Source organism: Streptomyces sp. PA03-3a (genome assembly GCF_033792735.1).
Classification (GTDB): domain Bacteria; phylum Actinomycetota; class Actinomycetes; order Streptomycetales; family Streptomycetaceae; genus Actinacidiphila.
On record NZ_JARAVM010000045.1, the window covers coordinates 1 to 26,347 of the forward strand.

General features: G+C 72.0%; 25 protein-coding genes and 1 tRNA gene. 6 read left to right on the forward strand and 20 right to left on the reverse strand.

Features of this window, described 5'->3' with window-relative positions:
* Nucleotides 1-265 precede the first annotated feature (265 nt).
* Together PV342_RS35770 and PV342_RS35775 are read right to left on the reverse strand one after the other, a co-directional pair.
* A complete protein-coding gene (locus PV342_RS35770; RefSeq protein ID WP_386988593.1) occupies nucleotides 266-682 on the reverse strand; it encodes a VOC family protein in 417 nt (138 codons plus the stop codon).
* A gap of 10 nt (nucleotides 683-692) precedes the next feature.
* A complete protein-coding gene (locus PV342_RS35775; protein ID WP_400802594.1) occupies nucleotides 693-1,112 on the reverse strand; it encodes a helix-turn-helix transcriptional regulator in 420 nt (139 codons plus the stop codon).
* Between the two features lie 173 nt (nucleotides 1,113-1,285).
* Here PV342_RS35775 and PV342_RS35780 point away from each other — a divergent pair, with 173 nt between their 5' ends.
* Complete coding sequence (locus PV342_RS35780; protein ID WP_500320333.1) at nucleotides 1,286-2,506, forward strand: acetyl-CoA C-acetyltransferase; 1,221 nt, start codon at nucleotides 1,286-1,288, stop codon at nucleotides 2,504-2,506.
* Nucleotides 2,507-2,755: 249 nt separating this feature from the next.
* The gene (locus tag PV342_RS35785; RefSeq protein WP_500320334.1) at nucleotides 2,756-3,568 is read left to right on the forward strand and encodes a hypothetical protein; all 813 of its coding nucleotides are present in this window, start codon (nucleotides 2,756-2,758) and stop codon (nucleotides 3,566-3,568) included.
* A 10-nt stretch (nucleotides 3,569-3,578) separates the two neighbouring features.
* Here PV342_RS35785 and PV342_RS35790 read toward each other — a convergent pair whose 3' ends face one another.
* Complete coding sequence (locus PV342_RS35790; protein ID WP_018559757.1) at nucleotides 3,579-3,902, reverse strand: hypothetical protein; 324 nt, start codon at nucleotides 3,900-3,902, stop codon at nucleotides 3,579-3,581.
* Nucleotides 3,903-4,008: 106 nt separating this feature from the next.
* On the opposite strand from PV342_RS35790, the gene PV342_RS35795 reads away from it, so the two are divergent.
* A complete protein-coding gene (locus tag PV342_RS35795; RefSeq protein ID WP_018559758.1) occupies nucleotides 4,009-4,239 on the forward strand; it encodes a DUF4287 domain-containing protein in 231 nt (76 codons plus the stop codon).
* Nucleotides 4,240-4,333: 94 nt separating this feature from the next.
* On the opposite strand, the gene PV342_RS35800 is transcribed toward PV342_RS35795, so the two are convergent.
* From PV342_RS35800 to PV342_RS35820, 5 genes are all read right to left on the reverse strand, one after another.
* Entirely contained in the window at nucleotides 4,334-5,197 is an 864-nt protein-coding gene (locus PV342_RS35800; protein ID WP_018559759.1) for a Bax inhibitor-1/YccA family protein, read from the reverse strand.
* A gap of 219 nt (nucleotides 5,198-5,416) precedes the next feature.
* The gene (locus PV342_RS35805; protein WP_500320337.1) at nucleotides 5,417-6,712 is read right to left on the reverse strand and encodes an alkaline phosphatase; all 1,296 of its coding nucleotides are present in this window, start codon (nucleotides 6,710-6,712) and stop codon (nucleotides 5,417-5,419) included.
* 284 nt (nucleotides 6,713-6,996) lie between these two features.
* Entirely contained in the window at nucleotides 6,997-8,508 is a 1,512-nt protein-coding gene (locus PV342_RS35810; RefSeq protein WP_400802601.1) for a metallophosphoesterase family protein, read from the reverse strand.
* A gap of 53 nt (nucleotides 8,509-8,561) precedes the next feature.
* Nucleotides 8,562-8,957, reverse strand: a complete 396-nt coding sequence (locus tag PV342_RS35815) for a VOC family protein (protein WP_018559762.1) — start codon at nucleotides 8,955-8,957, stop codon at nucleotides 8,562-8,564.
* 48 nt (nucleotides 8,958-9,005) lie between these two features.
* Nucleotides 9,006-9,584, reverse strand: coding sequence for a DUF6461 domain-containing protein (locus PV342_RS35820; RefSeq protein WP_018559763.1), 579 nt, complete (start codon nucleotides 9,582-9,584; stop codon nucleotides 9,006-9,008).
* Between the two features lie 163 nt (nucleotides 9,585-9,747).
* Here PV342_RS35820 and PV342_RS35825 point away from each other — a divergent pair, with 163 nt between their 5' ends.
* Nucleotides 9,748-10,440: an NmrA family NAD(P)-binding protein gene (locus PV342_RS35825; RefSeq protein ID WP_500320372.1), complete on the forward strand. Its 693-nt coding sequence runs from the start codon at nucleotides 9,748-9,750 to the stop codon at nucleotides 10,438-10,440.
* A 251-nt stretch (nucleotides 10,441-10,691) separates the two neighbouring features.
* On the opposite strand, the gene PV342_RS35830 is transcribed toward PV342_RS35825, so the two are convergent.
* A tRNA-Leu gene (locus PV342_RS35830) sits at nucleotides 10,692-10,774 on the reverse strand.
* A 363-nt stretch (nucleotides 10,775-11,137) separates the two neighbouring features.
* Here PV342_RS35830 and PV342_RS35835 point away from each other — a divergent pair.
* Entirely contained in the window at nucleotides 11,138-11,908 is a 771-nt protein-coding gene (locus PV342_RS35835) for an ABC transporter ATP-binding protein (protein ID WP_500320340.1), read from the forward strand.
* Between the two features lie 44 nt (nucleotides 11,909-11,952).
* A complete protein-coding gene (locus PV342_RS35840; RefSeq protein WP_500320342.1) occupies nucleotides 11,953-14,454 on the forward strand; it encodes an ABC transporter permease in 2,502 nt (833 codons plus the stop codon).
* Between the two features lie 60 nt (nucleotides 14,455-14,514).
* On the opposite strand, the gene PV342_RS35845 is transcribed toward PV342_RS35840, so the two are convergent.
* The 11 genes from PV342_RS35845 to PV342_RS35895 all read right to left on the reverse strand — a co-directional run bounded on the left by PV342_RS35845 (nucleotide 14,515) and on the right by PV342_RS35895 (nucleotide 26,296).
* A complete protein-coding gene (locus tag PV342_RS35845; protein ID WP_361000658.1) occupies nucleotides 14,515-15,840 on the reverse strand; it encodes a class I SAM-dependent methyltransferase in 1,326 nt (441 codons plus the stop codon).
* A 197-nt stretch (nucleotides 15,841-16,037) separates the two neighbouring features.
* Nucleotides 16,038-17,405 (reverse strand): NAD(P)/FAD-dependent oxidoreductase, encoded by a 1,368-nt coding sequence (locus tag PV342_RS35850; RefSeq protein WP_018559767.1) that lies wholly within the window; start codon nucleotides 17,403-17,405, stop codon nucleotides 16,038-16,040.
* A 364-nt stretch (nucleotides 17,406-17,769) separates the two neighbouring features.
* Nucleotides 17,770-18,711 (reverse strand): Ppx/GppA phosphatase family protein, encoded by a 942-nt coding sequence (locus tag PV342_RS35855; protein ID WP_400802610.1) that lies wholly within the window; start codon nucleotides 18,709-18,711, stop codon nucleotides 17,770-17,772.
* Complete coding sequence (locus PV342_RS35860) at nucleotides 18,708-19,256, reverse strand: DUF501 domain-containing protein (RefSeq protein ID WP_018559769.1); 549 nt, start codon at nucleotides 19,254-19,256, stop codon at nucleotides 18,708-18,710. Before PV342_RS35860 ends, PV342_RS35855 begins: the two co-directional genes overlap by 4 nt.
* Before the next feature lie 29 nt (nucleotides 19,257-19,285).
* Complete coding sequence (locus PV342_RS35865; protein ID WP_018559770.1) at nucleotides 19,286-19,789, reverse strand: FtsB family cell division protein; 504 nt, start codon at nucleotides 19,787-19,789, stop codon at nucleotides 19,286-19,288.
* An 88-nt stretch (nucleotides 19,790-19,877) separates the two neighbouring features.
* Entirely contained in the window at nucleotides 19,878-21,158 is a 1,281-nt protein-coding gene (gene eno, locus PV342_RS35870) for a phosphopyruvate hydratase (RefSeq protein ID WP_400802921.1), read from the reverse strand.
* A 182-nt stretch (nucleotides 21,159-21,340) separates the two neighbouring features.
* Nucleotides 21,341-22,339 (reverse strand): transglycosylase family protein, encoded by a 999-nt coding sequence (locus PV342_RS35875; protein WP_500320345.1) that lies wholly within the window; start codon nucleotides 22,337-22,339, stop codon nucleotides 21,341-21,343.
* Nucleotides 22,340-22,455: 116 nt separating this feature from the next.
* On the reverse strand, nucleotides 22,456-23,721 hold the full coding sequence (locus tag PV342_RS35880; protein ID WP_500320347.1) for a cytochrome P450 family protein: 1,266 nt from the start codon (nucleotides 23,719-23,721) through the stop codon (nucleotides 22,456-22,458).
* Nucleotides 23,714-24,415: an endonuclease V gene (locus PV342_RS35885; protein ID WP_386988554.1), complete on the reverse strand. Its 702-nt coding sequence runs from the start codon at nucleotides 24,413-24,415 to the stop codon at nucleotides 23,714-23,716. Before PV342_RS35885 ends, PV342_RS35880 begins: the two co-directional genes overlap by 8 nt.
* 324 nt (nucleotides 24,416-24,739) lie before the next feature.
* Nucleotides 24,740-25,249, reverse strand: coding sequence for a DUF6479 family protein (locus PV342_RS35890; protein WP_500320349.1), 510 nt, complete (start codon nucleotides 25,247-25,249; stop codon nucleotides 24,740-24,742).
* Nucleotides 25,250-25,315: 66 nt separating this feature from the next.
* On the reverse strand, nucleotides 25,316-26,296 hold the full coding sequence (locus tag PV342_RS35895) for a nucleoside triphosphate pyrophosphohydrolase (RefSeq protein WP_361000633.1): 981 nt from the start codon (nucleotides 26,294-26,296) through the stop codon (nucleotides 25,316-25,318).
* Nucleotides 26,297-26,347 lie beyond the last annotated feature (51 nt).

The window sequence follows — 26,347 nt, forward strand, 5'->3', positions numbered from 1 at the left end:
CCAGCCACACCGAGCACGCACCGTTGGCTGCGCCGCACGACGCCGCCGTCCCTTCACGCCGCCTCAGCCCGCCTACGACTCATGGTCACGCGCCCTCGCCGCCCCGCCCCGGGCGCCCGGGCCCGAGCGCGACCCCCGGGCGCCGGGCCCGAACCACCGGGCAGCCGCGCGGCTGCGAACGGCGGGGCGCCGCCCCGGCCCCGACGACCACGAGTCCGTTCCGGGTCTGCCCGTGACGCGGCCGGCGACGCGGGATCCGCCGGCGTCAGCCGGCCTTGCGCTGGTTGAAGCGGAGCAGGTTGCCGGAGGGGTCGCGGAAGGCGCAGTCCCGGACGCCGTAGGGCTGGTCCATGGGCTCCTGCAGCACCTCGCCGCCCGCGTCGCGGATGCGCTCGAAGGTGGCGTCCACGTCACCGGTGGCGAAGATGACCCCGCGCAGCATGCCCTTGGCGAGCAGCTCGCTCATGGCCCGCTTGTCCGCGTCGGAGGCGCCCGGGTCCGCGAGGGGCGGTTCGAGGACGATCTCCACACCGGGCTGGTCGGGCGAGCCGACCGTCACCCAGCGCATGCCCTCGAACCCCACGTCGTTGCGGACCTCGAGACCGAGGACGTCGCGGTAGAAGGGCAGCGCCTTGTCGTGGTCGTCGACGGCGATGAAGCACTGTGACAGCGTGATGTCCATGCGGACCACGCTAGGCCCGCGCCGCGGGCTTCGCTTCCTTGTTCCTGACCGGCCTGGTGTACCGCTTCGCGACGCACGCGGGGATCGGCGCCCCCGGCTCGTGGTCGCGGGCGCGGTAGGCGCTCGGGGTCTCCCCCACGAGTTCGGTGAAGCGCGAGCTGAAGGAGCCGAGCGAGGTGCAGCCCACCGCGAAGCAGACCTCCGTGACCGTCAGGTCGCCGCGCCGGAGAAGGGCCTTGGCGCGTTCGACCCGGCGCGTCATGAGGTAGCTGTACGGGGACTCGCCGTACGCGGCCCGGAAGCTGCGCGAGAAGTGGCCGGGGGACATCAGGGCCGCGCGGGCCAGCACGGTGACGTCGAGGGGGTCCGCGTAGTCGCGGTCCATCGCGTCGCGGGCGCGCCGCAGCCGTACCAGGTCGTCCGGATTCACGGGCCCAGCATCGCACGGGGGGCGCGTCCGCCACGAGGATGCGCCATCATGGACTAAGCAAGCGCTCAGAAAGAGGTCCGCGTCACAGCTCGCAGCCCGTGACGCGTTCCGCTACGTACAGGTAACTTTCCAGAGAGTCCCAGCCGTACCCGCCGCCTCGTCGAGGAGTCGCGATGCCCGAAGCCGTGATCGTCTCTGCCGCCCGTTCCCCCATCGGCCGGGCCGTCAAGGGATCCCTGAAGGACCTGCGTCCCGACGACCTGACCGCCACGATCATCCAGGCGGCCCTCGCCAAGGTGCCGCAGCTCGACCCGCGCGAGATCGACGACCTGATGCTGGGCTGCGGTCTGCCCGGCGGCGAGCAGGGCCACAACCTGGGCCGGATCGTGGCCGTGCAGATGGGCATGGACCACCTCCCGGGCTGCACGGTCACGCGCTACTGCTCCTCCTCGCTGCAGACCACCCGGATGGCGCTGCACGCGATCAAGGCGGGCGAGGGCGACGTCTTCGTCTCGGCGGGCGTCGAGACCGTCTCCCGCTTCGTCAACGGCAGCTCCGACGGCATGCCCGGCACCCACAACCCGCTCTTCGCCGAGGCCGAGGCCCGCACCGCGACGCGCGCCGCCCAGGGCGGTGGGGAGTGGCACGACCCGCGTGAGGACGGGCTGGTCCCGGACGCGTACATCGCGATGGGCCAGACCGCCGAGAACCTGGCGGCCCTCAAGGGCGTCACCCGCGCCGACCAGGACGAGTTCGGCGTCCGCTCGCAGAACCTGGCCGAGGAGGCCATCAAGAAGGGCTTCTGGGAGCGCGAGATCACCCCGGTGACGCTGCCCGACGGCACCGTCGTCAGCAAGGACGACGGCCCGCGCGCCGGGGTCACCCTGGAGGCCGTGCAGGGCCTGAAGCCGGTTTTCCGCCCCGACGGCACCGTGACCGCCGGCAACTGCTGCCCGCTGAACGACGGCGCCGCGGCGCTGGTGATCATGAGCGACACCAAGGCGCGCGAGCTCGGCATCACCCCGCTCGCCCGGGTGGTCTCCACCGGCGTCTCCGGCCTCTCCCCCGAGATCATGGGCCACGGCCCCGTCGAGGCGTCCCGCCAGGCCCTGAGGCGGGCCGGGCTGACCGTCGACGACATCGACCTGGTCGAGATCAACGAGGCCTTCGCGGCCCAGGTCATCCCCTCCTACCGGGACCTGGGCGTCGACCTCGACAGGCTCAACGTCAACGGCGGCGCGATCGCGGTCGGCCACCCCTTCGGCATGACGGGCGCCCGCATCACCACCACGCTCATCAACTCGCTCCAGTGGCACGACAAGCAGTTCGGCCTGGAGACCATGTGCGTCGGCGGCGGCCAGGGCATGGCCATGGTCATCGAGCGCCTGTCGTAACGGGTCCCGCCAGCCCCACCGCCACTCGAACGTTCGTTCGAGGCACAAGTCGCAATCGAACCGCCCCCGGGATGTGACCTAATCCCGGGGGCGGTCGTTTATGCAGGTCAGAGGTGCGCCACCCATACGGGCCAAGACTTTGGACCCTCCCATTTCGTGACGTTCCGCACTGCAGAGGCCATGGATTCCGGTGCAGAGTGGTGGTGTACAGGGGGCCAGGCTCGGGAAAGCACAGTCGGGAGTACGCCAGTGAGCGCCATGTTCCTCGTCCTGCTGACGGGTGCGGCAGCAGCCGTGGCCGCCGGCTCCGCCGCGCTGTTCGCCACACGCGGCGTACGTCGTGACGTCGCGGCCCTGCGCGCGGACCTGGCCGAGGCCCGTGCCGAACGACGTGCCGCCGTGCCCGCCGCACGCACCACTCCGGACGCCGAAGCCATCCGCACGGCCGTCGCCGACGCGCTCGCCGACGAGCGGGAACGCGAACTGGCCGAGGCGCGCGCCTTCTGGGCAGCACAGGAAGCCCCCCTCGGCTACGGGACGGGGGAGGCCGGCGAGGCCCTCGCCGACCCGCAGCTCGACGCCCAGCTCTTCGGCGGCCAGGGCGCCGGTCCCGTTCCCGGCGCCGCCGGCACCGACTACGAGGTACTGCCGTACGGCCCGTTCCTCCCCCGCCAGGCGGACCTCGCGGGTCTGGAGCCCGGCGGCGCGTCGCCCTTCCGGCACCCCTCCGACCCCGACTTCGGCGCCCCCGCGCCGGTCGTGGCCAGCCAGGAGCAGACCGCCGAGCGCCTCTCCGAACTCGCGGACCTGCGGATGCCGCTCGCCGATGTCCGTCCCGGCCCGCTCGGCACGCTCGACGTGTACGTCTTCGCCGACGGCACCACACTCTGCATGACCCCGGGCGACCGGGACACCGCCGACCGCCTCTGCGACGCCCTGGACCAGGGCGAGTCCCCGGTACTGCTCGGCGGCTCCGCCGTCGCGGGCGGCTACGCGCTGACCTTCACCTACGGCGAGGAGTCCGTCTACGTGCTCGCCGACCGGGTGGTCGCCTCGCTCTAGCCGGCCCGTCCTACAGACCGCAGCGCGCGGCCGTGTCCCGGATCCGGGACACGGCCGCGTCGCGTTCGTGCGCCAGTTCGGGATGCGGTTCCAGGGCGGCGGCCAGGTCGTGGGCGGCCACCGAGATCTGGTCGCCGATCGCGAAGACCCCCTCGTCCGGCATCGTCAGGGGTTCCCGTCCGGGGAACTCGATCCGCTGTGCGCGGGCGGCCAGTTCACGGGCGAGTTCCAGGCCCGCCCGGGCCACCTCGCCGCGGAGCCGGCTCTGCGGCAGGGAGCGGTAGCGCGCCGCCAGGAGTCCTGCGGCGTCACGGAGCGTCGTACAGTCCAGCACGCCGCGAGCCTACCGGTGCGTACACACAACCGAGCCCCCTGCACTGTTGCCAACGGTCGACGGCTCAGGCACGGTGGGGTGACCGGAACGCATACCGGAGGCGCCGATGTCACAGACCTTCTCGGAAGAGACCCACCGGAACCTGCTCTCCCACATCCCGCACTGCACCGGCCGCGAGATCGGCGATTGGCTTCGCGCCGTCGACGACGGGCCCGCATTCCTTCGCTTCGAAGAGAAAGTCAGCTGGCTCCGCAGCGAGCACGACCTGTCCTACGGACACGCCAAGGCCATCGTCCACGAACACGACCTGAGGCGGGCCGCGCGGAGGTTCGGCTGACGCGCTCCATCCGCGCACGCGAACGGGCCCCGAAAGGCACTGCCTCCGGGGCCCGTTGAATGTCCGCGGCGCGTCAGCGCACCGGACGGTACGGCTAGTCGTCGCCGCGCAGGATCGAGATCAGCCGCAGCATCTCCAGGTAGATCCAGACCAGGGAGAGCGTGAGCCCGAAGGCCGCAAGCCAGGACTCCTGGCGCGGAGCGCCGTACTGGATGCCGTCCTCGATCTGCTTGAAGTCCAGCGACAGGAAGAACGCGCCCAGCGCGACACCGATGATGCCGACCACGACGCCCAGGGCGCCGCTGCGCAGGCCGAGGCCGTCGCCCCCGCCGATCATCGCGGCGATCACGTTGACGAAGGTCAGGATGAGGAAGCCGATGGCGATCGCCATGCCGATGCGCGTGTAGCGGGCGGTGACCCGGATGAGGCGCGTGCGGTACGCCACCAGCATGCCGACGAAGACCGCCATCGTCCCCAGTACGGCCTGCAGCGGGATGCCCGGCCACATGAAGTTGAAGATCTTGCTCCACACGCCGAGGAAGACGCCCTCGAAGACCGCGTAGCCGAGGATCAGCGCGGGCGAGGCCTCGCGCTTGAACGACTGGATCAGGCCGAGGACGAGCGCGACGAGCATGGCGCCGATGCCGAGCCCGTAGCTCTTCTCCGACACCGGCAGCGCGAACCACGCCACGAGCGCGCCGAGCACCACGGTGCCCAGGGTCATGGCGGTGCGCATGACGACGTCGTCCATCGTCATCCGGCCGGTCTGCGCGGGCGCGGACGGCGGGGCCTGGTACGTCGTGTCGTAGGCGTTCCCGCCCGCGTACGGGTTGGTGCCCGCGTAGGGGTTTGCGCCCGTGCCGGGGTTGCCCTGCGTCTGCGGCTGACCGCCGAAGCCCGCGTAGCCCTCCCCGCGGGAGAACCCGCGCCGCGAGAAGACCGGGTTGCTGCTCCTCATCTGTCACTCCTCCATGGGCCGTGCGATACGGCTTCGCACCAAGAGTAATGCTATGGCAAAGCGGGTCGCCTACGCCTCAAGGAGGATCTTTTGCAGCGCCCGTCCGTGCCTGTCACCACGCCTTTCCCCGTCCCCGCGGCGCCACACCGCCCGGCGACGAACGGCGGGTGCCGGGGAGGGCCGGGCCCTCCCCGGCACCCGCCGGGAGTGGATCCTCGGTCAGCGACGCGTCGCCAGGATCTCGCTCAGCACGTCGTGCACGTAGGTGTTGGCGTGCTTGCCGGTGAAGCGGTCCGCGAGCGGGCCGGCCGCGGTGACCGGGACGTCCACGCCGGTGTGACCGGAGGTGGTCCAGTCGATGTAGAACGACTTGTCGCTGCCGCGGATGGCGAACGGGCCGTCCTCGGCGGAGATGCCGTCGCCGGACTCGTCGGCGGTGTCGGCCTCCTCGACCGCCAGGCCGCCGGTCTCGTGGTCACCGGTGACGACCAGCAAGGTGTCGGGGTGGGTGGCCACGTAGGCGCGCGCCACCGCGACGGACTTCTCCAGCTCCTGCATGGACTGCAGGACACGGGCGCCGTTGTTGGAGTGCGCGAACTCGTCGACGCCCTCCTCCTCGACCATGAGGAAGAAGCCCTTCTTGCTCTTGTCCAGCGTGCTCAGGGCCTTGCTGGTCATGGTGGACAGGCCGACCACCGGGTCGTACACGTCGCCCTGGCCCTCGGGGCGCTGCTGGAACATCTCCTCGTTGGCGAAGAGGCCGAGGAGCTTGCCGCTCTTGGCGCGGTTCAGCTCGTCCGCGCTGGAGACGTAGGTGTAGCCGGCCTTCTGGGCCTTCTTGATCAGGTCGCCCTTGGTGCCCTTGCTCGCCTCGGAGGTGTCCTCGGCGGGCTTGTCCTGGAAGGCGCCGGGGCTGCCCGCGGGCAGCCACCAGTCCTCGCCACCGCCCAGGATGACGTCGGGCTTGCTGACCTCGATGTACTGACGCGCGATCTCGTCCTGCGCCGACCGGTTGGGGGTGCTGGAGAAGAAGGCAGCCGGGGACGCGTCGGTGACCTGCGCGGTCGTGACCAGGCCGGTGGCCTTGCCCGCGGCCTTGGCCTGCTGGCCCAGGGTCGCCAGCGGGTTGCCGTCCACGTCGACGCTGATCGCGCCGTTGTAGGTCTTCTCACCGGTCGCCCACGCGGTCGCGGCCGCGGCGGAGTCGGTGACGACGGCCTTCGGGTCGTCCGGCTCGGTGGTCAGCTGGCCCGAGTAGGGGAGCTTGTCCATCGCGAGCTGACCGTTCAGGCCGGCCAGGTGCAGACGCGCGGCCTGCCGGGCGGCGGCACCCATGCCGTCGCCGTTGATGAAGATGACGTTCTTCGCAGCCGGGGCCTTGCCCTTGCTTGCGGCCTGCGGTGCCGTGGCCGACGCACCCAGCGTCGGGTTGATCACCATGGTCACCACCGCCGCAGCGGCGGCGGCCGCCACGGGCGCGGCGAACCGCCGGGCCCTGCGAACACCCTCGGACACAACGACCTCCGTTGCTCACTGCTTGCCAATGCTTGGGCGTGAACTTAGGAGCCTTGGGGGGAAGGTTGACTAAGCGCAGATGTCCAGAACGCGTCGAAACCTTCAGGTGTAGGTAAAAGACTAAGCCCGTACTTGTCCGTACAGGTGGCCGTGCCGCCCGCTCTCACGGACGGCCTCACACCGCCGCATCCGGCTCGTTCGCGCAGATCACCGCCACCGCGGGGCCTCGCGATGCGCGCAGTGGAGGGGGGCCGGGGGAGGGGCGGCCGCGCCTCAGGTCCGGTTCACGCCCGGTTCACGCCCGGCAGCGGGACGGAGAAGTCGTCCTCGACGGGCGGGTCCAGTTCGTGCTCCAGCAGGCCGGTGGCGGCGAAGCACCGCACGCGCACGGCGGCCGGGCCGACGTCCAGCCGCAGGAAGCTCTTGAAGAACGGCGGGCTGTACGTCGCCGAGCCCGGGGACAGCAGACGGGTGAGCATCCGGCGGACGGGCAGGCGCAGCCGGCGCCTGCGGTCCGGGCGGGGAGGAGCGCCCAGGACGCTCGCGACGAAGCGGGTCCGCAGGGTCACCCGCGCCCCGGTGGCCCGGGTGGCCGGGACGCCGAGGCGCCGGGCGAGGACCGCCGACGCCTCGTCCGGGGTGAGGTCGAACAGGCGGCGCAGGTGGAGCCGGCGGCCGTAGAGCCGGCTGTAGAAGGCAAGGGAGTCGCCGCGCATCGGGTAGCAGCGGAACCGGTCCTCGCTGACGCCGCCGACCTCCACCCGGGGGATCGTGTGGGTGGCGTGCATGAAGGCGCCCCCGCCGCCGGAGACGACGTACTCGATCCGGCGGCCGTCCACGTCGACCGGGTAGCGCTGGTAGTTGTGGATGTCGCCGCCGATCACGGCGACGAAGTTGCGCTCCGGGTCGCGGACGACCTCGTCGACCGTGCCGCCGCCCTCGATGGCGCAGGGGTGGTGCTCACCGTCCACGTAGATCGGGGAACCGGTGACGAGGATCTTGGGGCGGGGTCCGCGGGAGACCCGGCGCAGCCACTCGCCCTGCTCCCTGTCGATGCCGCCGAGCAGCCCGGTGTCGATCCCTATGATCCGTATCGGCCCCGAGTCGATCGCCCAGTACGGGCCGGGCTGGGACGCCGCCTGCGAGGGCGCGGAGCGCATCAGGCGGGCCTCGTCGAGCCGGGCGTCGTCCGGCACGTCGGGCTTCGCCCACAGCAGGGTGCGCCACCAGGCCCGGGACAGCGGACGGGGGCGCGGCGCGGGCGGCAGGGCGGGGGCGCGGCAGAAGACCCGCATGAACCCGGTGAGGCCGTCGTACCAGTCGTGGTTCCCGGGGATGGCGTAGACGGGAGCGTCGTAGTCCCGGTAGGGCCGGAAGAACTTGGTGTCGTACTCGTTGGCGCTGCCGACCGGGTAGAGGACGTCGCTGCAGATCACGGCGTAGCGGGTGCCGGCGCCCGCCGTGAGCATCCCGGGCACGACCGCGTACTGCGGATCGTCGCCCTCGCCGGTGTCGCCGAGGAGGAGGAAGGAGAACGAATCGGGGTCGTCCCGCTCGATCACCAGGTCCGCGCCGGCCGCCCCCCGCTCCCGCTGGCCGTCCACCCAGTGCTGCCGGTCCCGGCCGGTCGGGTCCCCGAACAGCGAGGCGAGCGGGCCGTTGCGGGCCTTCCACAGGGTCGACGGGTCCAGCCAGGAGAGGTTGACCACCCGGGCGGGCATCAACTCCCGGTAGGCGCCGTGCTGCCGGCCCTCCCAGCCGGCGCCGGCCAGGGATTCGCGCGAGGAGTCGGACACGGGCGCACTGTAGCAACCGGTCCCGGCGCCACCGGCGGCGCCCGGAACTCCCCTCAGCCCTCGGCGTCCTGCGGGTACCAGCGCAGTTCCACCGTGTTGCCGTCCGGGTCCGCGACATAGGTCGACTGCGCTTCGCCGCGCGCCCCGAAGCGCCGCACATCGGCCTCCAGCACCGTGAACACCCCCGAGGCGACGACCTCTTCCCAGTCCAGCGGTTCCACGGTGAGGCAGATGTGGTCGACGTTGGACTCGCCACGGGGCCCGGCGACCAGGTCGATGATGGTCTCCGGGGTGACCCGCACCGACGGGAACGGGGCGTGGCCGGCCCGCCATTCGTCGACGCGCACCGGTTCCAGGCCGAGCGGCCCGGTGTAGAAGGCCAGGGACCGCTCGACATCGGCGACGTTGAGCACCAGGTGGTCGAAGGCCTTCACACGCAGCACGGTCATGTCTCCTCCAGGGGTGGTGTACCGGACGCCCTCCGCGGGCCGGGCGGGCTAGAACGGGGCGAAGCTGACGGCCGCGAGGGTGCCGTGTTCCACGGCGTCGCGCGGCAGGGTGAGGCCGAAGCGGCGTTCGCCCATCGCGAGGATCTCGTCCTCCCCGTCGGCGTCGGGTGCGGAGGTCCCGTCGGGGAGCAGCAGACCCACCTCCCGCAGGGCCGGCACCAGCCGGCCGGGGTCCTCGCCGCCGAGCTGGGCGGCCTCGACACCGGGCTCGAAGTCGGCCACGACCCGGCCGTCCTCGGCGTACAGGAACCAGCGTGGCGGGACACCGGCGTTGAGGTACACGACCGCCTCGGTCCCCCGGGAGACCTCGCGGAGGATCCTGTGGTCCATGCCCTCGGCGCTCCAGTGCTCCAGGGCGAAGGCCCATCCGCCGCGGGTGCCGAGCCTGGCCACCAGTCCCTTGCGGTCCGACCAGTCCATGGCGTCGCCGGCGGAGAGCCCTTGGCGGATCGCCCCGGGGTCGCCGCCCATCCGGCGGACCAGTTCGCCGACCTCCAGCCCGCGGGCGAAGGTCAGGCAGTAGGTGTCGAAGGCCCCGGCGATCCACCGGATCCCGTCGTCCGTCACAAGAACTCCCCCGCACGATGTGTGGCTCCGCGGTACGCCGGGAGAATGACGCGCTCCTCCCCGCGGCCGGTCAGCCGACACACTACGCACCGGGGCGGCCCGGCGGGTGCCGGTGGGAGAGGTGGTGCCCCGAACCGGATTCGAACCCCCTCCGGAACCCCCTCTGACCTGCGGTGTTTCCCCTGGCCTGCGACTTCTCACGACCCCGGAGGCGAACAGCCTCGAAGAGGTCGAGGCGGAGATTCGCATCGGTACCGCGCTCGTCGACGCGGCGGTCGAGGCGGACGTCCCGCACGTCGTGTTCAACTCGGTCTTCGGAGCGGACCGGGAGTCGGGCGTGCCGCACCAGGACTCGAAGCACTGGATCGAGGAGCACCTGAGGAAGTCCGGCCTGAGGGCCTCGATGGTTCGCGCGACCGCCTTCATGGAGAACTTCGCGAGCGTGATGGCACCGAGCCTGGAGCATGGGGAGATCGTGCTGAGGCTGCCTCTGCCGGAGGACGTCGCCCTGAAGATGATCTCGGTCGGGGACATCGGCCGGGTCGTCGCCGCGCTCCTGCTCGACACCGCGGAGGCGCCCGGCGGAGCCGTCGAGCTCGTCGGCGACGAGCTGACGGGCCCCCAGATCGCCGCGGCGTTCGGCGCGCGCGCCGGGCTCCCGGCACGGTACGAGGCCCTCCCGTTGAGCGTGCTTCCCAACGACCTCGACAAGGCGATGTTCCGCCAGTTCGCGGAGGCGGCGGAACACCCCTCGGACCCCGCGGTGGTGCGCTCGATCGAGCCGGCCACCCTGGACCTGGTCGAGTGGATCCGAGCCACCGGCTGGACCGCGCCCACGAACGTGGCCGCCTCCTGAGCCTCCGGCCGCGATGAGCGCCCCGCGATCGTGCCCACGGTCTCGGCGCTCCGGGCACGGCAACGCATCCGCCAACGGTTGAGGTAGTCACGAAGCTCCCGGGGCGTGCCCGAGGCCGACACCGGCACACTGGTTGTCGAGAGGCCATCGGTCGACGGCGAGGTGAAGATCCGCGCCCAGGAGGCCCCGGGCCGCCAACCAAGAGACGCTTTCCGGTGGTTCCCGCTGATCAGCGGCAGTGAGGGAGTGAGTGCCCGGAACCGGATTTGAACCGGTACGCCCGCAAGGGGCAGCGAGGTTTAAGCTCGCCGTGTCTGCATTCCACCATCCGGGCATGGCGGCGCGAGAGCGCAGTACGAGCCTATCCGGCGGGGCGGGTGGAACAGGGCCCAGGATTCGTCATGTTGTCTGATTTCAAGGGTGACTGACGGCTCGTCAGATATTGCCGACCCAGAGGAAAGCACAGGCCCGGGGCGGTACGGGCGGCGGACCGGGCCCGCTGCATATGACGCGAAATCGCTTCCGTCCGCGGGCGGGATCTCGGGGTCCCCGTCATACCCAAGTAGTACGCCGGGGTTCGCGCATACCTCTCGGGACTGCCTCCAGAACCACGATGTGGACGGATTCCGGCGACGTCCGCCGTCGGGACGATGGAGGGGTCCGATCGACTCCCCCGTCCCGACAGGAGCAGCGTGCCGTGACCACCACCACCGCACACCCCACCGCCACGGCCACGGCCGCCCGTGCCGTCGATCTGAGCAAGGTCTACGGAGACGGCGAGACCCGGGTCGTCGCGCTCGACGCGGTGTCGGTCGAGTTCCGCGCCGGCGAGTACACCGCGATCATGGGGCCCTCGGGCTCGGGCAAGTCCACGCTGATGCACTGCATGGCCGGTCTGGACACGGTCTCTTCCGGCTCCGCGCGGATCGGGGACACCGAGTTGTCCGCGCTGAAGGACAAGCAGCTCACCAAGCTCCGCCGGGACAAGATCGGCTTCGTCTTCCAGGCGTTCAACCTGCTGCCCACCCTCACCGCCGCGGAGAACATCACCCTCCCGATGGACATCGCCGGCCGCAAGGCCGACAAGCAGTGGCTGGACCGCGTCATCGAGACCGTCGGGCTGTCCGAACGGCTGTCGCACCGGCCGTCCCAGCTGTCCGGCGGGCAGCAGCAGCGCGTCGCCGTCGCCCGGGCGCTGGCGGGCAGGCCCGAGATCATCTTCGCCGACGAGCCGACCGGCAACCTCGACTCCCGCTCGGGCGCGGAGATCCTCGGCTTCCTCCGCAACTCCGTCAAGGAACTCGGCCAGACCGTCGTCATGGTCACCCACGACCCGGTCGCAGCCTCCTACGCGGACCGCGTGGTCTTCCTGGCCGACGGCCGGATCGTCGACGAACTGCACGGCCCGACCGCGGACACGGTGCTGGAGCGCATGAAGCGCTTCGACGCCAAGGGCCGCACCAGCTGATCCCGCCGCCGACCACGAGCCACGACCGAGAGACAACCCCTGACATGTTCCGTACCGCCCTGCGCAACGTGCTCGCGCACAAGGCCCGGCTGATGATGACCGTGCTCGCCGTGATGCTCGGCGTCTCCTTCGTCTCCGGCACCCTGGTGTTCACCGACACCATCGGCAACGCCCTCCGCAAGGCCTCGGCCAGGAGCTACTCCGACGTCTCGGTCGCCGTCACCTACGGGGACGTCGACCATCCGCTCCCCCAGCGGCTGGTGGACGAGATCGGCCGCCTGCCCGGCGCCGGGTCCACCACCGCGACCGTCACCGGCTTCACCGCCATCGCCGACAAGAACGGCCGGCTGGTCGGCGACGGCTGGTCCACCCGCGGCGGCAACTACGCCGGTGCGGGCCGCTATCCGATGAGCGAGGGACGCGCCCCGCGGACCTCCTCCGAGATCGTGCTGGACTCCAGGACGGCCGAGCGGACGGGCTACGGCGTCGGCGACACCGTCCGGATGTCCATCGACGGCCCGGTGATGCGGCAGAAGGTGACCGGCGTCTTCCGCACGGACGACGGCAACGTCGCCGCCGGCGGCAGCCTGGTGCTCTTCGACACCGCCACGGCCCAGAAGCTCTTCGGCAAGCCGGGCACGTACGAGGAGATCGACGTCAAGGCCGCCCCGGGCACCGCGCAGGCCACGCTGAAGGCGGGGATCGAGAAGCTGCTGCCGCGCTACGCCGAGGACGCCACCGCGACCACCGGGCGGCAACTGGCGGACGACGAGGCGCGGCGGATCGCCTCCGACCTCAGCGACTTCAACACCACCCTGCTCAGCTTCGCCGGCATCGCGCTCTTCGTCGGCATCTTCATCATCGCCAACACCTTCACGATGCTGGTCGCCCAGCGCACCAAGGAGCTGGCGCTGCTGCGCGCGGTCGGCGCCAGCCGCCGGCAGGTGACGCGGTCGGTGCTGGGCGAGGCCCTCGTGGTGGGCGCGGTGGCCGGTGTGACCGGCTTCCTGCTGGGCATCGGCATCGCGGCGGTCATGCGGGCGGTGCTCGGCTCGGCGGGCGCGGAACTGCCCGACGGCGCCCTGGCCGTACAGCCCGGCACGGCGGGGGTGGCGCTCGCGGTCGGTGTGGGCGTCACCGTGCTCGCCGCGTGGCTGCCGGCCCGCCGGGCCGCGAAGATCCCGCCGGTCGCGGCGATGAGCAGTGTGCACGCCCCGGCCACCGTCAAGGGCCTGGTCCTGCGCAACACCCTCGGCGCGCTGCTGTCGGCGGCCGGGATCGTCCTGGTGATGGCCGGCTCGGGGATGAAGGACGGCGGCAACATGGTGCTGGGCGGCGGCGCCGGGCTGCTGCTGATCGGCGTCTTCGTCCTCACGCCGCTGCTGTCCCGGCCGGTGGTCGCCGCGGCGGCGCCGCTGCTGCGGCCCTTCGGGGTCACGGGCAGGCTCGCCCGCCAGAACTCGGTGCGCAACCCGCGCCGCACCGCCGCCACCGCCTCCGCGCTGATGATCGGTCTGACCCTGATCACCGCCCTCACGGTGGTGGCCATCTCGGTGAAGACCACCGTGGACGAGCTGGCGGCCGCCCATCTGAAGGCCGACTACCAGATCACCATGGCCACCGGCCGGAACCTCTCCCCCGAGGTGGCCGAGCAGGTCGCCGGCACGGACGGCGTCAGCGACTCCAGCGCCGTGCGCGACGCGCACACCGAACTGGACGGCGAGGACGAGTGGGTCACCGGCGTCGACGCGCCGCAGATCGGCCGGTTGCTCGCCCTGGACTTCAGCCACGGCTCGCTGGCCGCGGTGCACGGCGACTCCGTGGTCGTGGACTCCGACACCGCGAAGCGGCGCGGCTGGCACGCCGGGCAGAGCCTGCCGGTGCGCTACGACGACGGCACCAAGGGTCGGTTGACGATCGGCGGCGTCTTCGAGGGCGGCGACCTCATCAACGGTGTGATCATGGACAACGCCACGGTGACCCCGCACACCCCGAAGGCCGGGGACATGCGCATCCTGGTGAAGACGGCCGGCGGCGCCGCCGAGGCCCACCAGGACGCGCTGGTGAAGGCGCTCGGCGAGAACCCGGTGATCAAGATCCAGGACAAGGCGGACATCTCCCGCGAGCTCAGCTCGACGATCGACCTGATGCTGAACATCCTCTACGGGCTGCTCGCGATGGCCGTGCTGGTGGCGGTGCTGGGCGTGATCAACACGCTGGCGATGTCGGTCTTCGAGCGCCGGCACGAGATCGGGATGCTGCGGGCCATCGGCCTGGACCGTGCCGCCGTCAAGCGGATGATCCGGCTGGAGTCCCTGGTGATCTCGCTCTTCGGCGCGGTGCTCGGCCTGGGCCTCGGGGTCTTCCTCGCCTGGGCGGTCGGCGGGCTGATCAGGCCCGAACTGCCGAGCTACGCGATGGTGCTGCCCTGGGACCGGATCGCGGTGTTCCTGGCGATCGCCGCCCTGGTGGGCATCCTGGCCGCGCTGTGGCCGGCCCGCCGGGCGGCCCGGCTGAACATGCTGGAGGCCATCAAGGCCGAGTAGCGGGCCGGCGGGAACGCCCGCGGGGCGGGGGCCGTGTGCGGCCCCCGCCCCGCGGCGCGTTCAGGCCCTGCGGCCCGCGCCCAGCCAGTCTGCCCGGGTGCGGGGCATCCCGGAGCCGCCGTCCTTGTCGGGGCGGACGGCGAGGATCTGGTTGACGCCGATGCGGTTCTGCTCGAAGGAGAGCGCGGAGGCCGCCATGTAGAGCCGCCAGACGCGGGCGCGGCCGGCGCCGGCAAGGCGGACGGCCTCGGGCCAGCGGGCCTCCAGGTTGGCGACCCACTGCCGCAGGGTCAGGGCGTAGTGCTCGCGGATCGCCTCCACGTCCCGTACCTCCAGCCCGGCCTCCTCCAGCCGGGAGACCGTGGAGCCGACCGGGGCCAGCTCGCCGTCGGGGAAGACGTACCGGTCGATGAACTCGTCGACGTGGTAGGCCTCCTCGTCCGCCCAGGGGCGGCGGCCGATCTGGTGGTTGAGCAGCCGCCCACCGGGCCGCAGCAGCCCGTAGAGCACCCCGGCGTACTGCCGGTAGCGCTCACGGCCCACGTGCTCGGCCATGCCGATCGAGGAGATGGCGTCGTACGGCCCGTCGTCGACCGCCCGGTAGTCCTGCACGCGGATCTCGATCCGGTCGGCGAGGCCGGCGTCGGCGACCCGCTTGCGCGCGAAGGAGGCCTGCTCGGTGGAGAGCGTGACGCCGGTGGCGCGGACGCCGTAGTGCTCGGCGGCGTGCAGCACCATGGAGCCCCAGCCGCAGCCGACGTCCAGCAGCCTCTGCCCGGGCTGCAGTTCCAGCTTGCGGCAGATGAGGTCCAGCTTGGCCCGCTGGGCGTCCTCCAGGGTCGCGTCGGGCCCCTCCCAGTAGGCGCAGGAGTAGACCATGGACGGGCCGAGCACCAACTCGTAGAAGTCGTTGCCGACGTTGTAGTGGTGACTGATCGCCTGCCGGTCGCGGATCGGGCTGTGCAGCACGCCGGAGCGTCTGCGGACCTCCTCCGGCGGCGGGGGCGGCGGCAGTCCGGGACCGGCGAGGGCGAGCGCCTCACGGGCCAGCCGATAGGTCCCGGGGTCCCGCGCGATGCCGAGCAGACGGAGCGGCGAGGCCCCGCCGTCCTCCGCGGGGCGGTCCCAGACCAGCCCGGAGAGCCGGTCCAGCGCCTCGTACAGGTCGCCGTCGACGTCGAGTTCACCGGCCACCCAGGCGCGGACCAGGCCGAGTTCGCCGGGCTTCCACAGCAGCCGGCGCAGCGCCCTGCGGTGCCGTACGACCAGGGTCGGGGCGTCGGGCGGTCCGGTCTCGCTGCCGTCCCACGCGCGGATGCGCAACGGGACGGGGACGCCGAGCGCCTGCTCGGCGAGGGCGGTCAGTCGTCCGGCCGCATCGGCCATGGCGCGTACCTCCGTGCCTCCATGAAGACGGGTCCACTGGGCTGGGAAACGGATGCGGAATACACCGACATTCCCGCGCTACCGCTTCTTTACCTCTACCCATCTCATGTCCTGTGCCCCGGGGCCAGGGACACGGGCACGACGAAGGGCGCCCGCCCCACGGATGGCGGACGCCCTTCGGCCGTACTGCTAGCTGATCAGGCCTTGGCCTTGACGGCCTCGGCGGTGACCGCCGCGGCCGGGACCGGCTTGGCGGCCTCGTAGAACTCCTCGCGGGGGTTCTCGATCGCGCCGAGCGAGACGACCTCGCGCTTGAGGAAGACCGCCAGCGTCCAGTCCGCGAGGACCCGGATCTTGCGGTTGAAGGTCGGGACCGCCATGCCGTGGTAGCCACGGTGCATGTACCAGGCCAGGCGGCCCTTGAACTTCAGCTTCAGCTTGCCGAAGCGGATCAGGGCGACACCCTTGTGCAGGCCGAGGCCGGCGACGGCGCCCTTGTTCGCGTGCCTGTACTCCTTCTGCGGGAAGCCCCGCATGCCGGAGACCACGTTGTCGCCGAGGACCTTGGCCTGGCGCAGCGCGTGCTGGGCGTTCGGCGGGCACCAGGCGCCGGGGCCGGAGGCCAGGTCGGGGACCTGGGCGTTGTCGCCGGCGGACCAGATGTAGTCGGTGCCCTGGACCTGGAGCGTCGGGGCGGTGTCCACGTGGCCGCGCGGGCCGAGCGGGAGGCCGTACTTGGCGAGCGCCGGGTTGGGCTTGACGCCCGCGGTCCACACGATCGTGGAGGCGTCGACCTCCAGGCCGTTGGCGAGCACCACGTGCTTGTCGACGCAGGAGGTCATGGAGGTGCCGAGGTAGACCTCGATGCCGCGCTCGCGCAGGTGCTCCAGACCCCAGGTGCCCAGTTCGGGGCCGACCTCGGGGAGGATCTTGTCGGCGGCGTCGACGAGGATGAAGCGCATGTCCTCGCGCTTGACGCTGGTGTAGTACTTCGCCGCGTCGCGGGCCATGTCCTCGACCTCGCCGATCGTCTCGGCGCCGGCGAAGCCGCCGCCGACGAAGACGAAGGTGAGCGCCTTGCGGCGGACGTCCTCGTCGGTGGTGGAGTCGGCCTTGTCGAGCTGCTCCAGCACGTGGTTGCGCAGGCCGATGGCCTCCTCGACACCCTTCATGCCGATGCCGTGCTCCGCGAGACCCGGGATCGGGAAGGTGCGGGAGACGGCGCCGAGCGCGACCACCAGGTAGTCGAAGGGCAGTTCGTAGGTCTCGCCCACCAGCGGCTCGACGACCGCGACCTTGCGGTCCTGGTCGATGGTGGTGACCCGGCCGGTGAGGACCTCCGCCTTGGGGAGCACGCGGCGCAGCGGCACCACGACGTGGCGGGGGGAGATACTGCCGGCGGCGGTCTCCGGCAGGAAAGGCTGGTACGTCATGTACGAGCGCGGGTCGACGACGGTGACCGTCGCTTCCGCGTAACGCATCTTCTTGAGGATGCGCCGCGCCGCGTACAGGCCGACGTACCCTCCGCCTACTACGAGGATCCTGGGACGCTCCGTGGTGCTCATGCTTCGAGTATTCACCACCCCCGAGGGGGTACCTCGTGAGCCCCTTCACAAGGTTTGCGGTGCCCTCTGCTACACTGCGCCGCTTCGTGATCAGGGCCACAGCACCCAGGGGGAACCCGCCGGGGCCTGTGGGCGTTGAGCGCCCCTTCCGACCAGCGGAGATCGGCATCCGGGGGTACCCCGCCGCCTCCCCGCAACACAGCCGAAACACCTGTGCCCCAAGGGCTTTGGGGCCCCTGGGGCGCCACGGCCCCGGAAAGTTGGGCCGTCCGGCGGGAACTTTCATGTGAAGAAATTCACGAACTTTTCGGGGCGGGCGTGTCACGCCCGCCCCGAAGGCCCGCTCAGATGGAAAAGGCCCTGCTCAGGCGATGCTCCAGGCGATCCCGTCGAGGATGTCGTGCTCCGAGACCACGACCTCCCGGGCGCCCGTCCGCTCCATGATCCGCAGCAGGACCAGGGCCCCGGCGCCGATCACGTCGACCCGGCCCGGGTGCATCACCGGGATCGCGGCGCGCTCGGCGTGGGTGGCGGCCAGCAGGCGGGCGCTGATCTCGCGCACCGTCGCGACCGGGATGCGGGAGTGGTGGATGGCGGCCCAGTCGTACTCGGGCAGGTCCAGCGCGATCGCGGCGACCGTGGTGACGGAACCGGCCAGCCCGACGAGGGTGCGGGCCTCGCGCAGCGGGACGGTCCGCTCGGCGAGGTCGAGGGCGGCGTCGATGTCCCGCGTCATGGCGGCGATCTGACGGGCGGTGGGCGGGTCGGTGGCCACGCCGTCGCGGACCAGGTGCCGCTCGGTCATCCGCACGCAGCCGACGTCGACCGAACGCGCGGCCCTGACGCGGTCGTCGCCGACGACGAACTCGGTGGAACCGCCGCCGATGTCCACGACCAGGAAGGGGCGTTCGAGGTCCGTGCGCCCGGTCAGCTCCTTGGTGGCACCGGTGAAGGAGAACTCCGCCTCCTGGGCGCCGGTGATCACCTCGGGCTCGACGCCGAGGATGTCCACCACCCCACGCACGAAGTCGTCGCGGTTGGCGGCGTCGCGGGAGGCGGAGGTCGCCACGAACCGGACCTCGCGCGCGCCCAGCTCCCCGATCACGCCCGCGTACTCACGGCAGGCCGCGAAGGTGCGTTCCAGGGCCTCGGGGGCGAGCCGGCCGGTACGGTCCACGTCCTGCCCGAGCCGGACGATCGTCATCCGGCGGTCCAGGTCCTTGATCTCGCCGGTCGCGGGGTCCGCGTCCGCGACGAGCAGGCGGATGGAGTTGGTACCGCAGTCGACGGCGGCGACCCGGGTCACAGGGCCTCGCCCTCCTGCCGCCCGGCACCGCCGCAGGGGCTCACGCACGGGCCCTTGCGCCACCACTCGGGCAGCATCGCGATCGTCTCGTCGCCCAGCGGGTTCACCCCCGGGCCGGCCGCGAGGGAATGGCCGACCAGGACGTGCAGGCACTTGACCCGGTCCGGCATGCCGCCGGCGCTGGGGAAGCCCTCCAGGACCTCGATGGCGTCCCGGCGGGCGATGTAGTCCTCGTGCGCGGCGCGGTAGGCGGCGGCGAGTTCCTCGTCCTCCGCGAGGCGCGCCGTCATCTCCTTCATGACGCCCTCGGCCTCCAGGGTGCCGATCGCCGAGGCGGCGCGCGGGCAGGTCAGGTAGTACAGCGTCGGGAACGGCGTCCCGTCCTCCAGGCGCGGCGCCGTCTCGACCACGTCTGGGTTGCCGCAGGGGCAGCGGTGCGCGATGGCCCGCAGGCCGCGCGGCGGTCGGCCGAGCTGCTCCTTGAAGGCGGCGATGTCCGCCTCGGTGGGCGGGGCGTGCTCGGTCTGCGGCGGGGGCTTTTCCATGCCTGGGCGTGTCTCTTTCGGGGCTCGCGTCAACGGTGTGCTGCGGCGGCGGCGTCCGCGTGGTCGACGCCGTCCCACAGGTTGGCGTACCAGGGGCGGCGGGCGGCGCTGTCGCTGTGGCGGGCGCCGGAGTCCTCGGGGGCCGCGGCGGCCCCGCTGGGCTCCACCACCGTATACGCCGTCTCGCCCGGCAGTACGTAGTGCAGCCGGGCCCGGGCCTGCGCCTTGACGTACTCCGGGTCCTGCCAGCGGGCCTTCTCCTCCCGCAGTTCGTCCACCCGCTTGCGCGCCTGCTCGGCCTGCTTGCGCTGGTCGGCGATCTGCGAGCGCTGCGCGACGTACTGGCGCATGGGGTAGGCCAGGGCCACGACCAGGGCGCACACGACCAGCGCCAGCAGCGCGGCCCGGCCGGTCAGCCGGTTGCGGCCGCGGGGCAGCGAGGGCCGCGGCCGGCCGGCCGCGCGGTAGACGCGGGCCTGCGCCTGTGCCCCGAGGGCACGGATGCGCGTCGCGGTGGAGAAGCGATCCGGCACGTGCACCTCCGGTGGGGGTTCGGATGGCCCTTGCCGGCGCACGGTGCCGCCCGCCGCGTGCGCGGCGGGCGGCACCGGACGGCCGGTCTCAGCCCTTGAAGCGGGGGAACGCGGAGCGGCCGGCGTACACCGCGGCGTCGTCGAGGATCTCCTCGATGCGCAGCAGCTGGTTGTACTTGGCGACGCGCTCGCTGCGCGCCGGGGCGCCGGTCTTGATCTGGCCGCAGTTGGTGGCGACGGCGAGGTCGGCGATGGTGACGTCCTCGGTCTCGCCGGAGCGGTGCGACATCATGCACTTGTAGCCGTTGCGCTGGGCCAGCTCGACCGCGTCGAGGGTCTCGGTCAGGGAGCCGATCTGGTTGACCTTGACCAGCAGCGCGTTGGCGGTGGCGCTGTCGATGCCGCGCTGCAGCCGCTCGGGGTTGGTGACGAACAGGTCGTCGCCGACCAGCTGGACCTTGTCACCGAGCTCCTCGGTGATCGTCTTCCAGCCGTCCCAGTCCTCCTCGTTCAGCGGGTCCTCGATGGAGACCAGCGGGTACGCCGCGACCAGCTCGGCGTAGTACGCGGTCATCTCGGCCGCCGACAGGGACTTGCCCTCGAAGGAGTACCCGCCGTCCTTGTAGAACTCGGAGGCGGCCACGTCGAGCGCGAGCGCGATGTCCTGGCCCGGCTGGTAGCCGGCCTTCTTGATGGCCTCGACGATCAGGTCGAGGGCGTCGCGGTTGCTCGGCAGGTTGGGGGCGAAGCCGCCCTCGTCGCCGAGGCCGGTGGACAGGCCGCGCTCCTTCAGGACCGCCTTGAGGGTGTGGTAGACCTCGGCGCCCCAGCGCAGGGCCTCGGAGAAGGACTCCGCGCCCACGGGGGCGATCATGAACTCCTGGATGTCCACGTTGGAGTCGGCGTGCGAGCCGCCGTTCAGGATGTTCATCATCGGGACCGGCAGCACGTGGGCGTTCGGGCCGCCCAGGTACCGGAAGAGCGGCAGGTCGGAGGCCTCGGAGGCGGCGTGGGCCACGGCCAGCGAGACGCCGAGGATGGCGTTGGCACCGAGCGAGGACTTGTCCGGGGTGGCGTCCAGGTCGAACATCGCCTGGTCGATCAGGCGCTGCTCGGTCGCGTCGTAGCCGACCAGCTCGGGGCCGATCTGCTCGATGACGGCCAGCACGGCCTTCTCCACACCCTTGCCCAGGTAACGGCTCTTGTCGCCGTCGCGGAGCTCGAGGGCCTCGAACGCACCGGTGGAAGCACCGGAGGGGACGGCTGCACGGCCCGTGCTGCCGTCGTCGAGGCCGACCTCGACCTCGACGGTGGGGTTGCCTCGCGAGTCGAGGATTTCCCGGGCTACGACGACGTCGATGGACGGCACGTGGGTCTCCTTCTGGATGTCTCTTCGTTTCGGCATGAGCCTAACCGACCCGAAAAGCCCCGGCCGGGCACGCTCGGGGGATGGACACGCCCGTGCTCGGAACGGAGGAGAAAGTTCAGCCCGATGTCAGCCCTCGTCCGCCGGGCGGGGATGGACACCCGGCCCGGCGGCGCGCCGGCGGCTCAGCGGCCGAGGTCCAGGTACGAACCGGCGCTGATCGCGTTCGGGTCGTCGCCGATGACGTCGCGGTTGGCGTCGTACAGGCCGCGCCAGCCGCCCGCCACGTCCTGCTCCATGGCGATCTCGCAGAGCGAGTCGCCCTCCTGCACCAGGTAGCGCTTGCCGGTGGTGCTCTTGGCGCTCGCGTCGTTGTCCCGGCCGCTGTCGGCCTTCGCGGCCGCCGCGCGCGTGTCGGTGGCGAGCGGGATGACGCCCCAGGCGGCCTCGCCCTCCACGAAGTGGGCCGGCAGGCCGGCGGGGCCGTGGTCGCCGGTCCCGGCGGAACCCGTGGTGTCCCCGGTGGCGGGGCCGTCGGTGGCGGTGCCGGTCTCCGGCTTGCGGTGCTTGCCGGTGCCCTTGCCCTCGTTCTTGTCGCCGGCGGAGGGGGTCGCGGAGGCGTCGGAGCCGCTGGTCGGCTCGGCGTCCGGGGTGGCGGTGGTGTCGTCGCCGGTGCCCGGGGTGGTGGTGCCGGTGGAGTCGTCGCCGGTGGTGGTGCCGTTGGTGTCCTCGTCCCCGGTGCCGGTGGAATCACCCGATCCCTGGCCGTCGTGGCCGTGGCCGCCGTGCAGCAGGTCGTCGAGGGCGTCGGTGAGCCCCGAGGAGTCGGCGCAGCCGGACCAGGCGTCCGGGCCGAGCTCGGCGAGGATCTTCTCCGCCACGGATATCTGCTCGTTGCGGCTGGCGAGGTCAGGACGCTCGGCGTACTGCTCGCCGCCGTACTGCTGCCAGGTCTCCTCGGTGATCTGCAGACCGCCGAAGAACCCGTTGCCGGTGTTCGAGCTCCACAGGCCGCCGCTCTCGCACATGGCGACGGCGTTCCACGTGCTGCCGGCGTCCGCGGCGCTGGCGCCGCTCGCTGCGAAGAGGGGGAGCGTGAGGCCCGCCCCGGTCGCCGCGACCGCGACCATTGCGGTCGGGGCCTGACGCGGCTTGCGGTGTCGGCCGTTCCCGGACTTCAGCATGCGCCATCGCCTTTCACATTCGAATACTGCGATGGCGCCAGACCGTAGCCGCCTTGGCCCATGCATCACAAGTCGATGTCTCACGGATCACGCAAAGATCACGTTCTGACGTCACGTCAGTCACTTTCCGGCGTGAACGCGACCGGCAGGGTCCGCAGGCCACGCATGATCAGACCGCCCCGCCACCTCAACTCGGCTGGATCAGCAGCTAGTTGAAGGTCCGGCAGCCGGGTCAGCAGGGTCGCCAGCGCGGCCTGCGCCTCGAGCCGTGCGAGCGGCGCGCCGAGGCAGTAGTGGATGCCGTGACCGTAGCCGAGGTGCTGGTTGTCACGGCGCGACAGGTCCAGGGCGTCCGGGTCGGAGAAGCGGGCCGGGTCGCGGTCGGCGGCCGCCAGGACGACGAGCACCGGGTCGCCGGTGGCCACGGACTGCCCGCCGACGGTGAGCGGTTCGGTGGCGAAGCGCCAGGTCGCCAACTCCACCGGGCCGTCGTAGCGCAGCAGTTCCTCGACGGCGGTGCCGAGCAGTTCGTGCTCGCCGCGGGCGAGGGAGTCCTGCAGCCGCCGTCGTTGCTCGGGGTGGCGCAGCAGCGTGTAGGTGCCGTTGCCGATGAGGTTGACGGTCGTCTCGAAGCCCGCGAACAGCAGGATGAAGGCCATCGCGGCGGCCTCGTTCTCGGTGAGGTGCTCACCGTGGTCGCTCGCCCGGATCAGCCCCGAGATCAGGTCGTCGCCGAGCTCCGAGCGCTTGCGGTGGATCAGTTCCAGCAGGTAGGCGCGCATCTTTTTCACTGAGCGCGCCACTCCCCCGCGCGGCCCGCCGCCGTGCCGGATCATCATGCCCGCCCAGTCGCGGAAGTCGTCCTGGTCCTCGGCGGGGACCCCCAGCAGGTCGCAGATGGCGTAGATCGGCAGCGGGAACGCGAACTCATGGATGAGATCCGCCTCGCCCTTGGCGGCGAAACCGTCGATCAGCCGGTCCGTGAGCTCCTGCACACGCGGCGCGAACCCGGCCACGCGGCGCGGTGTGAAGGCCTTGGAGACCAGCCGCCGCAGCCGGGTGTGGTCGGGCGGATCGATGTTGAGCAGGTGCGTCATGAGGTCGGCGCTGCGCTCGCCCGGGATGCCCACCTTCCCTTTGGCGTGGGCGCGTTCGGAGTGGTGGACGGGGTTCTTGCTGAGCCGTGCGTCGGCCAGCGCCTGCTTGGCGTCCGCGTACCGGGTGACCAGCCAGGCCTCCACCCCGCTGGGCAGGGTCGTGCGGTGCACCGGGGAGTGCTCGCGCAGCCAGGCGTACGCGGGGTACGGATCGGTCGCGAACTGCCAGGTGAACAGTTCGGGGGCGGCCGGGATGCCGGGGTCGGGGGTCACACTGTCATGCACCCCATGACGTTAGCCGGTCGCGACTGAGCCGGTCGGCGAGCCTGGTCGTCTCCGGGAGGCGGTAGGCGGGGGCGAGGGCCAGCACATGGCGGCAGGCGGTGTCCAGGTCGACGCCGTGGCCGGTCGAGACGTAGACCGGCTTCACCCCGCTCTGGGTGCGCAGCACCCGGCCCACCGTCTCCCCCGCGTCCACCAACGGCGCGCTCGATCCCCGGGCGTCACCGAGCGCGGCCGGGTCCCAGCTGCCGACGAACGGCGTCTTCGCCACCCCCGCGGCCGGCACGCCGGTGACCACCCCCAGATGGCAGGCGAGCCCGAAGCGGCGCGGGTGCGCCAGGCCCTGGCCGTCGCAGAGCAGCAGGTCGGGTGTGACGGAGAGCTTCTCCAGCGCGTCGATCAGCACGGGCAGTTCACGGAAGGCGAAGAGCCCGGGCACGTACGGGAAAGCGGCCCGGGCGGTGGCCGTGACCTGCTCGACCGGTGCCAGCGTCGCGGTGTCGAGCACGACGACGGCGGCGGCGACGATGTCGCCCTCGGCACCGTGGCCGCCGCCGTAGGCGACGTCCAGTCCGGCCACGTGACGCGGCCGCTGCGGGCCGGGGCTGTGGTGGTCCGCCAGCGGGCGCAGCCGGTCCTGCAGCGCCAGGGCCTCCGCCTCGTCGCGCGGCCATGTGTGCGGTACCTCGATGCGCATGGCCGTGAGCCTAGGCCTTGTCGTCAAATGAGTGCCGGCCGCCCGAAGGGCGGGCTCAGCGGCTCCCCCAGCTGACGCTGGGAGGGGCCCCCGGTGCGGTGCATCGCAAGGCGGAGGATCGTCCTCGTAGGGGGCTACTCGGACGATGCGACAACGCAGCGTGGGGGCACCTCCCAGCGGAGCCGGGGGAGTGCCGTGCCAGGCGTCGCTGAGTGGGGGCACCCCCGGCCGAAGGTCGGGGGAGGGCATGTGACGACACGGCCTGGGGGCCGCCCGAGGGCGGCGGCCGGGCCCGGGCCCGGCCGCCGCTTTCTCGGCCTCCGCTCAGTGCTCTTCCTTGCCGCTCTCCTCCTGGCCCGGCCCGGAACGGGTCGGTGCGCCTCGGGGGACCCCGCCCGCCCCGCCCGCGGCGCCCGCCGGACGGCGGGTGCCCTCGGGGCTGCGGGTGCCGGGGCTCGGGGCGCCGCCCTGCGGGCCGCTCACGCCATGGGAGCCCCAGTTGCCGAAGCCCTTGAGGGAGTGCGGGAGGTGCCGGATGCCGTCCTGGGGCCATTCGTCCGGCTCACGCCATTCGGTGAGCGTGTGCCGCTCGCCGTCCTGGTGGCCGGGCCCGTGGTCGGCCGGGGTCTCCCTGCCGTACTCCTGGCGGGTGTGCCACGCCCCGCCGCGGGGCTGCGGTTTCTGCTCCGGGGGCGGTTCCTTGCCACGGGCCCACATCCCGATCGACACGGCGCCGACCAGGATCCCGACCAGGAAGATGCCCACTACCAACGGCGCGATGCCGACGATGTAGTCGTGCGGCACGGCCAGCTGGATCTGTTCCAGTGCTCGCATATGTTCTATTTACCCGCTGTGCCCCAGGCTGACGCACAACAGCGGAAGGAGATGTTCCGCGGCAGGTCAGCCCGTCTTCTCGGCCTCCAGGATCGCGTCCCGGTAGCGGCGCGCGGCAGCGCGCAGGGCGGACTCCGGGTCGATGCCGGCCGCCTGGGCGGCGAGGGCGAGCGCCAGCAGGCGCTCACCGGTGTCGGCGGCGTCCTGGTCCGGTACGGCCACGGACAGGCCCGCCTGGCGGGCCCGGGAGCCGAGCTTGGCGGCGAGGGCGAGCGCGGGCTGGCCGAGGGGGATGCCCTCGGTGACCGAGCCGCGCCGCTTCTCCTCCGCCTTGGTGCGCAGCCAGTGCTCGCGGACGTCCTCCGCCGTCTCGGCGACGGCGTCGCCGAAGACGTGCGGGTGCCGGTGGATCAGCTTGTCCACGATGGTGGCGGCGACGTCGTCGATCGAGAACGGCTCCTCCGGGTCGTCCTGCGCGATCCGCGCGTGGAAGACGACCTGCAGCAGCACGTCGCCGAGCTCCTCGCGCAGGGCCTCCCGGTCGCCCTCCTCGGCGGCCTCGGCGAGCTCGTAGACCTCCTCGATGCCGTACTTCACCAGTTCCTCGGTGGTACGGACGCTGCTCCAGGGGCACTCGCGGCGGATCCGGTCCATCACCTGCACCAGGTCGAGCAGCCGCGCGCCCGGCAGGTCGTAGGAGCCGGGCAGCAGCTCCAGGTCCGGCATGTGGACCCGGCCGGAGCCGCCGAGCCGGGAGAGTTCGTCGGTGACGGCGCGGTCGCCCTCGCCGCCGGCCAGGTAGACCACGGTGCGCCCGCCCCCGGTGAGGTCGACCAGCTCCCGCCCGGTGGGTGCGGACGACTCGACGGCGACCCCGGCCTCGCGCAGGTACGGCAGCTGCGGATTCCCCGGGTCGGGGCAGACGACCAGATCGGCGGCGCGCAGCAGCTCCCAGGCGGGCCAGGAGAGCAGGCCGGGGGCGATCCGGTGGGTGGTGGTCAGCAGTACCAGGCGGCCCGGGAGGGCGGAGTCATCGGAGTGGTCCACCCGACGAAACTACCTCGCCGCGGAACGGCACCGGGGCCGGGCCCGCGATCG

Coding starts and splice junctions, on each gene's coding strand:
- PV342_RS35815 (WP_018559762.1), bottom strand. CDS start 8,957: ATGACCGTGCTGCGTGTGAAGGCCTTCGACCACCTGGTGCTCAACGTC.
- PV342_RS35770 (WP_386988593.1), bottom strand. CDS start 682: ATGGACATCACGCTGTCACAGTGCTTCATCGCCGTCGACGACCACGAC.
- PV342_RS35850 (WP_018559767.1), bottom strand. CDS start 17,405: ATGAGCACCACGGAGCGTCCCAGGATCCTCGTAGTAGGCGGAGGGTAC.
- PV342_RS35845 (WP_361000658.1), bottom strand. CDS start 15,840: ATGGCCGATGCGGCCGGACGACTGACCGCCCTCGCCGAGCAGGCGCTC.
- PV342_RS35890 (WP_500320349.1), bottom strand. CDS start 25,249: ATGCGAGCACTGGAACAGATCCAGCTGGCCGTGCCGCACGACTACATC.
- PV342_RS35860 (WP_018559769.1), bottom strand. CDS start 19,256: ATGGAAAAGCCCCCGCCGCAGACCGAGCACGCCCCGCCCACCGAGGCG.
- PV342_RS35840 (WP_500320342.1), top strand. CDS start 11,953: ATGTTCCGTACCGCCCTGCGCAACGTGCTCGCGCACAAGGCCCGGCTG.
- PV342_RS35800 (WP_018559759.1), bottom strand. CDS start 5,197: ATGAGGAGCAGCAACCCGGTCTTCTCGCGGCGCGGGTTCTCCCGCGGG.
- PV342_RS35780 (WP_500320333.1), top strand. CDS start 1,286: ATGCCCGAAGCCGTGATCGTCTCTGCCGCCCGTTCCCCCATCGGCCGG.
- PV342_RS35795 (WP_018559758.1), top strand. CDS start 4,009: ATGTCACAGACCTTCTCGGAAGAGACCCACCGGAACCTGCTCTCCCAC.
- PV342_RS35875 (WP_500320345.1), bottom strand. CDS start 22,339: ATGCTGAAGTCCGGGAACGGCCGACACCGCAAGCCGCGTCAGGCCCCG.
- PV342_RS35885 (WP_386988554.1), bottom strand. CDS start 24,415: ATGCGCATCGAGGTACCGCACACATGGCCGCGCGACGAGGCGGAGGCC.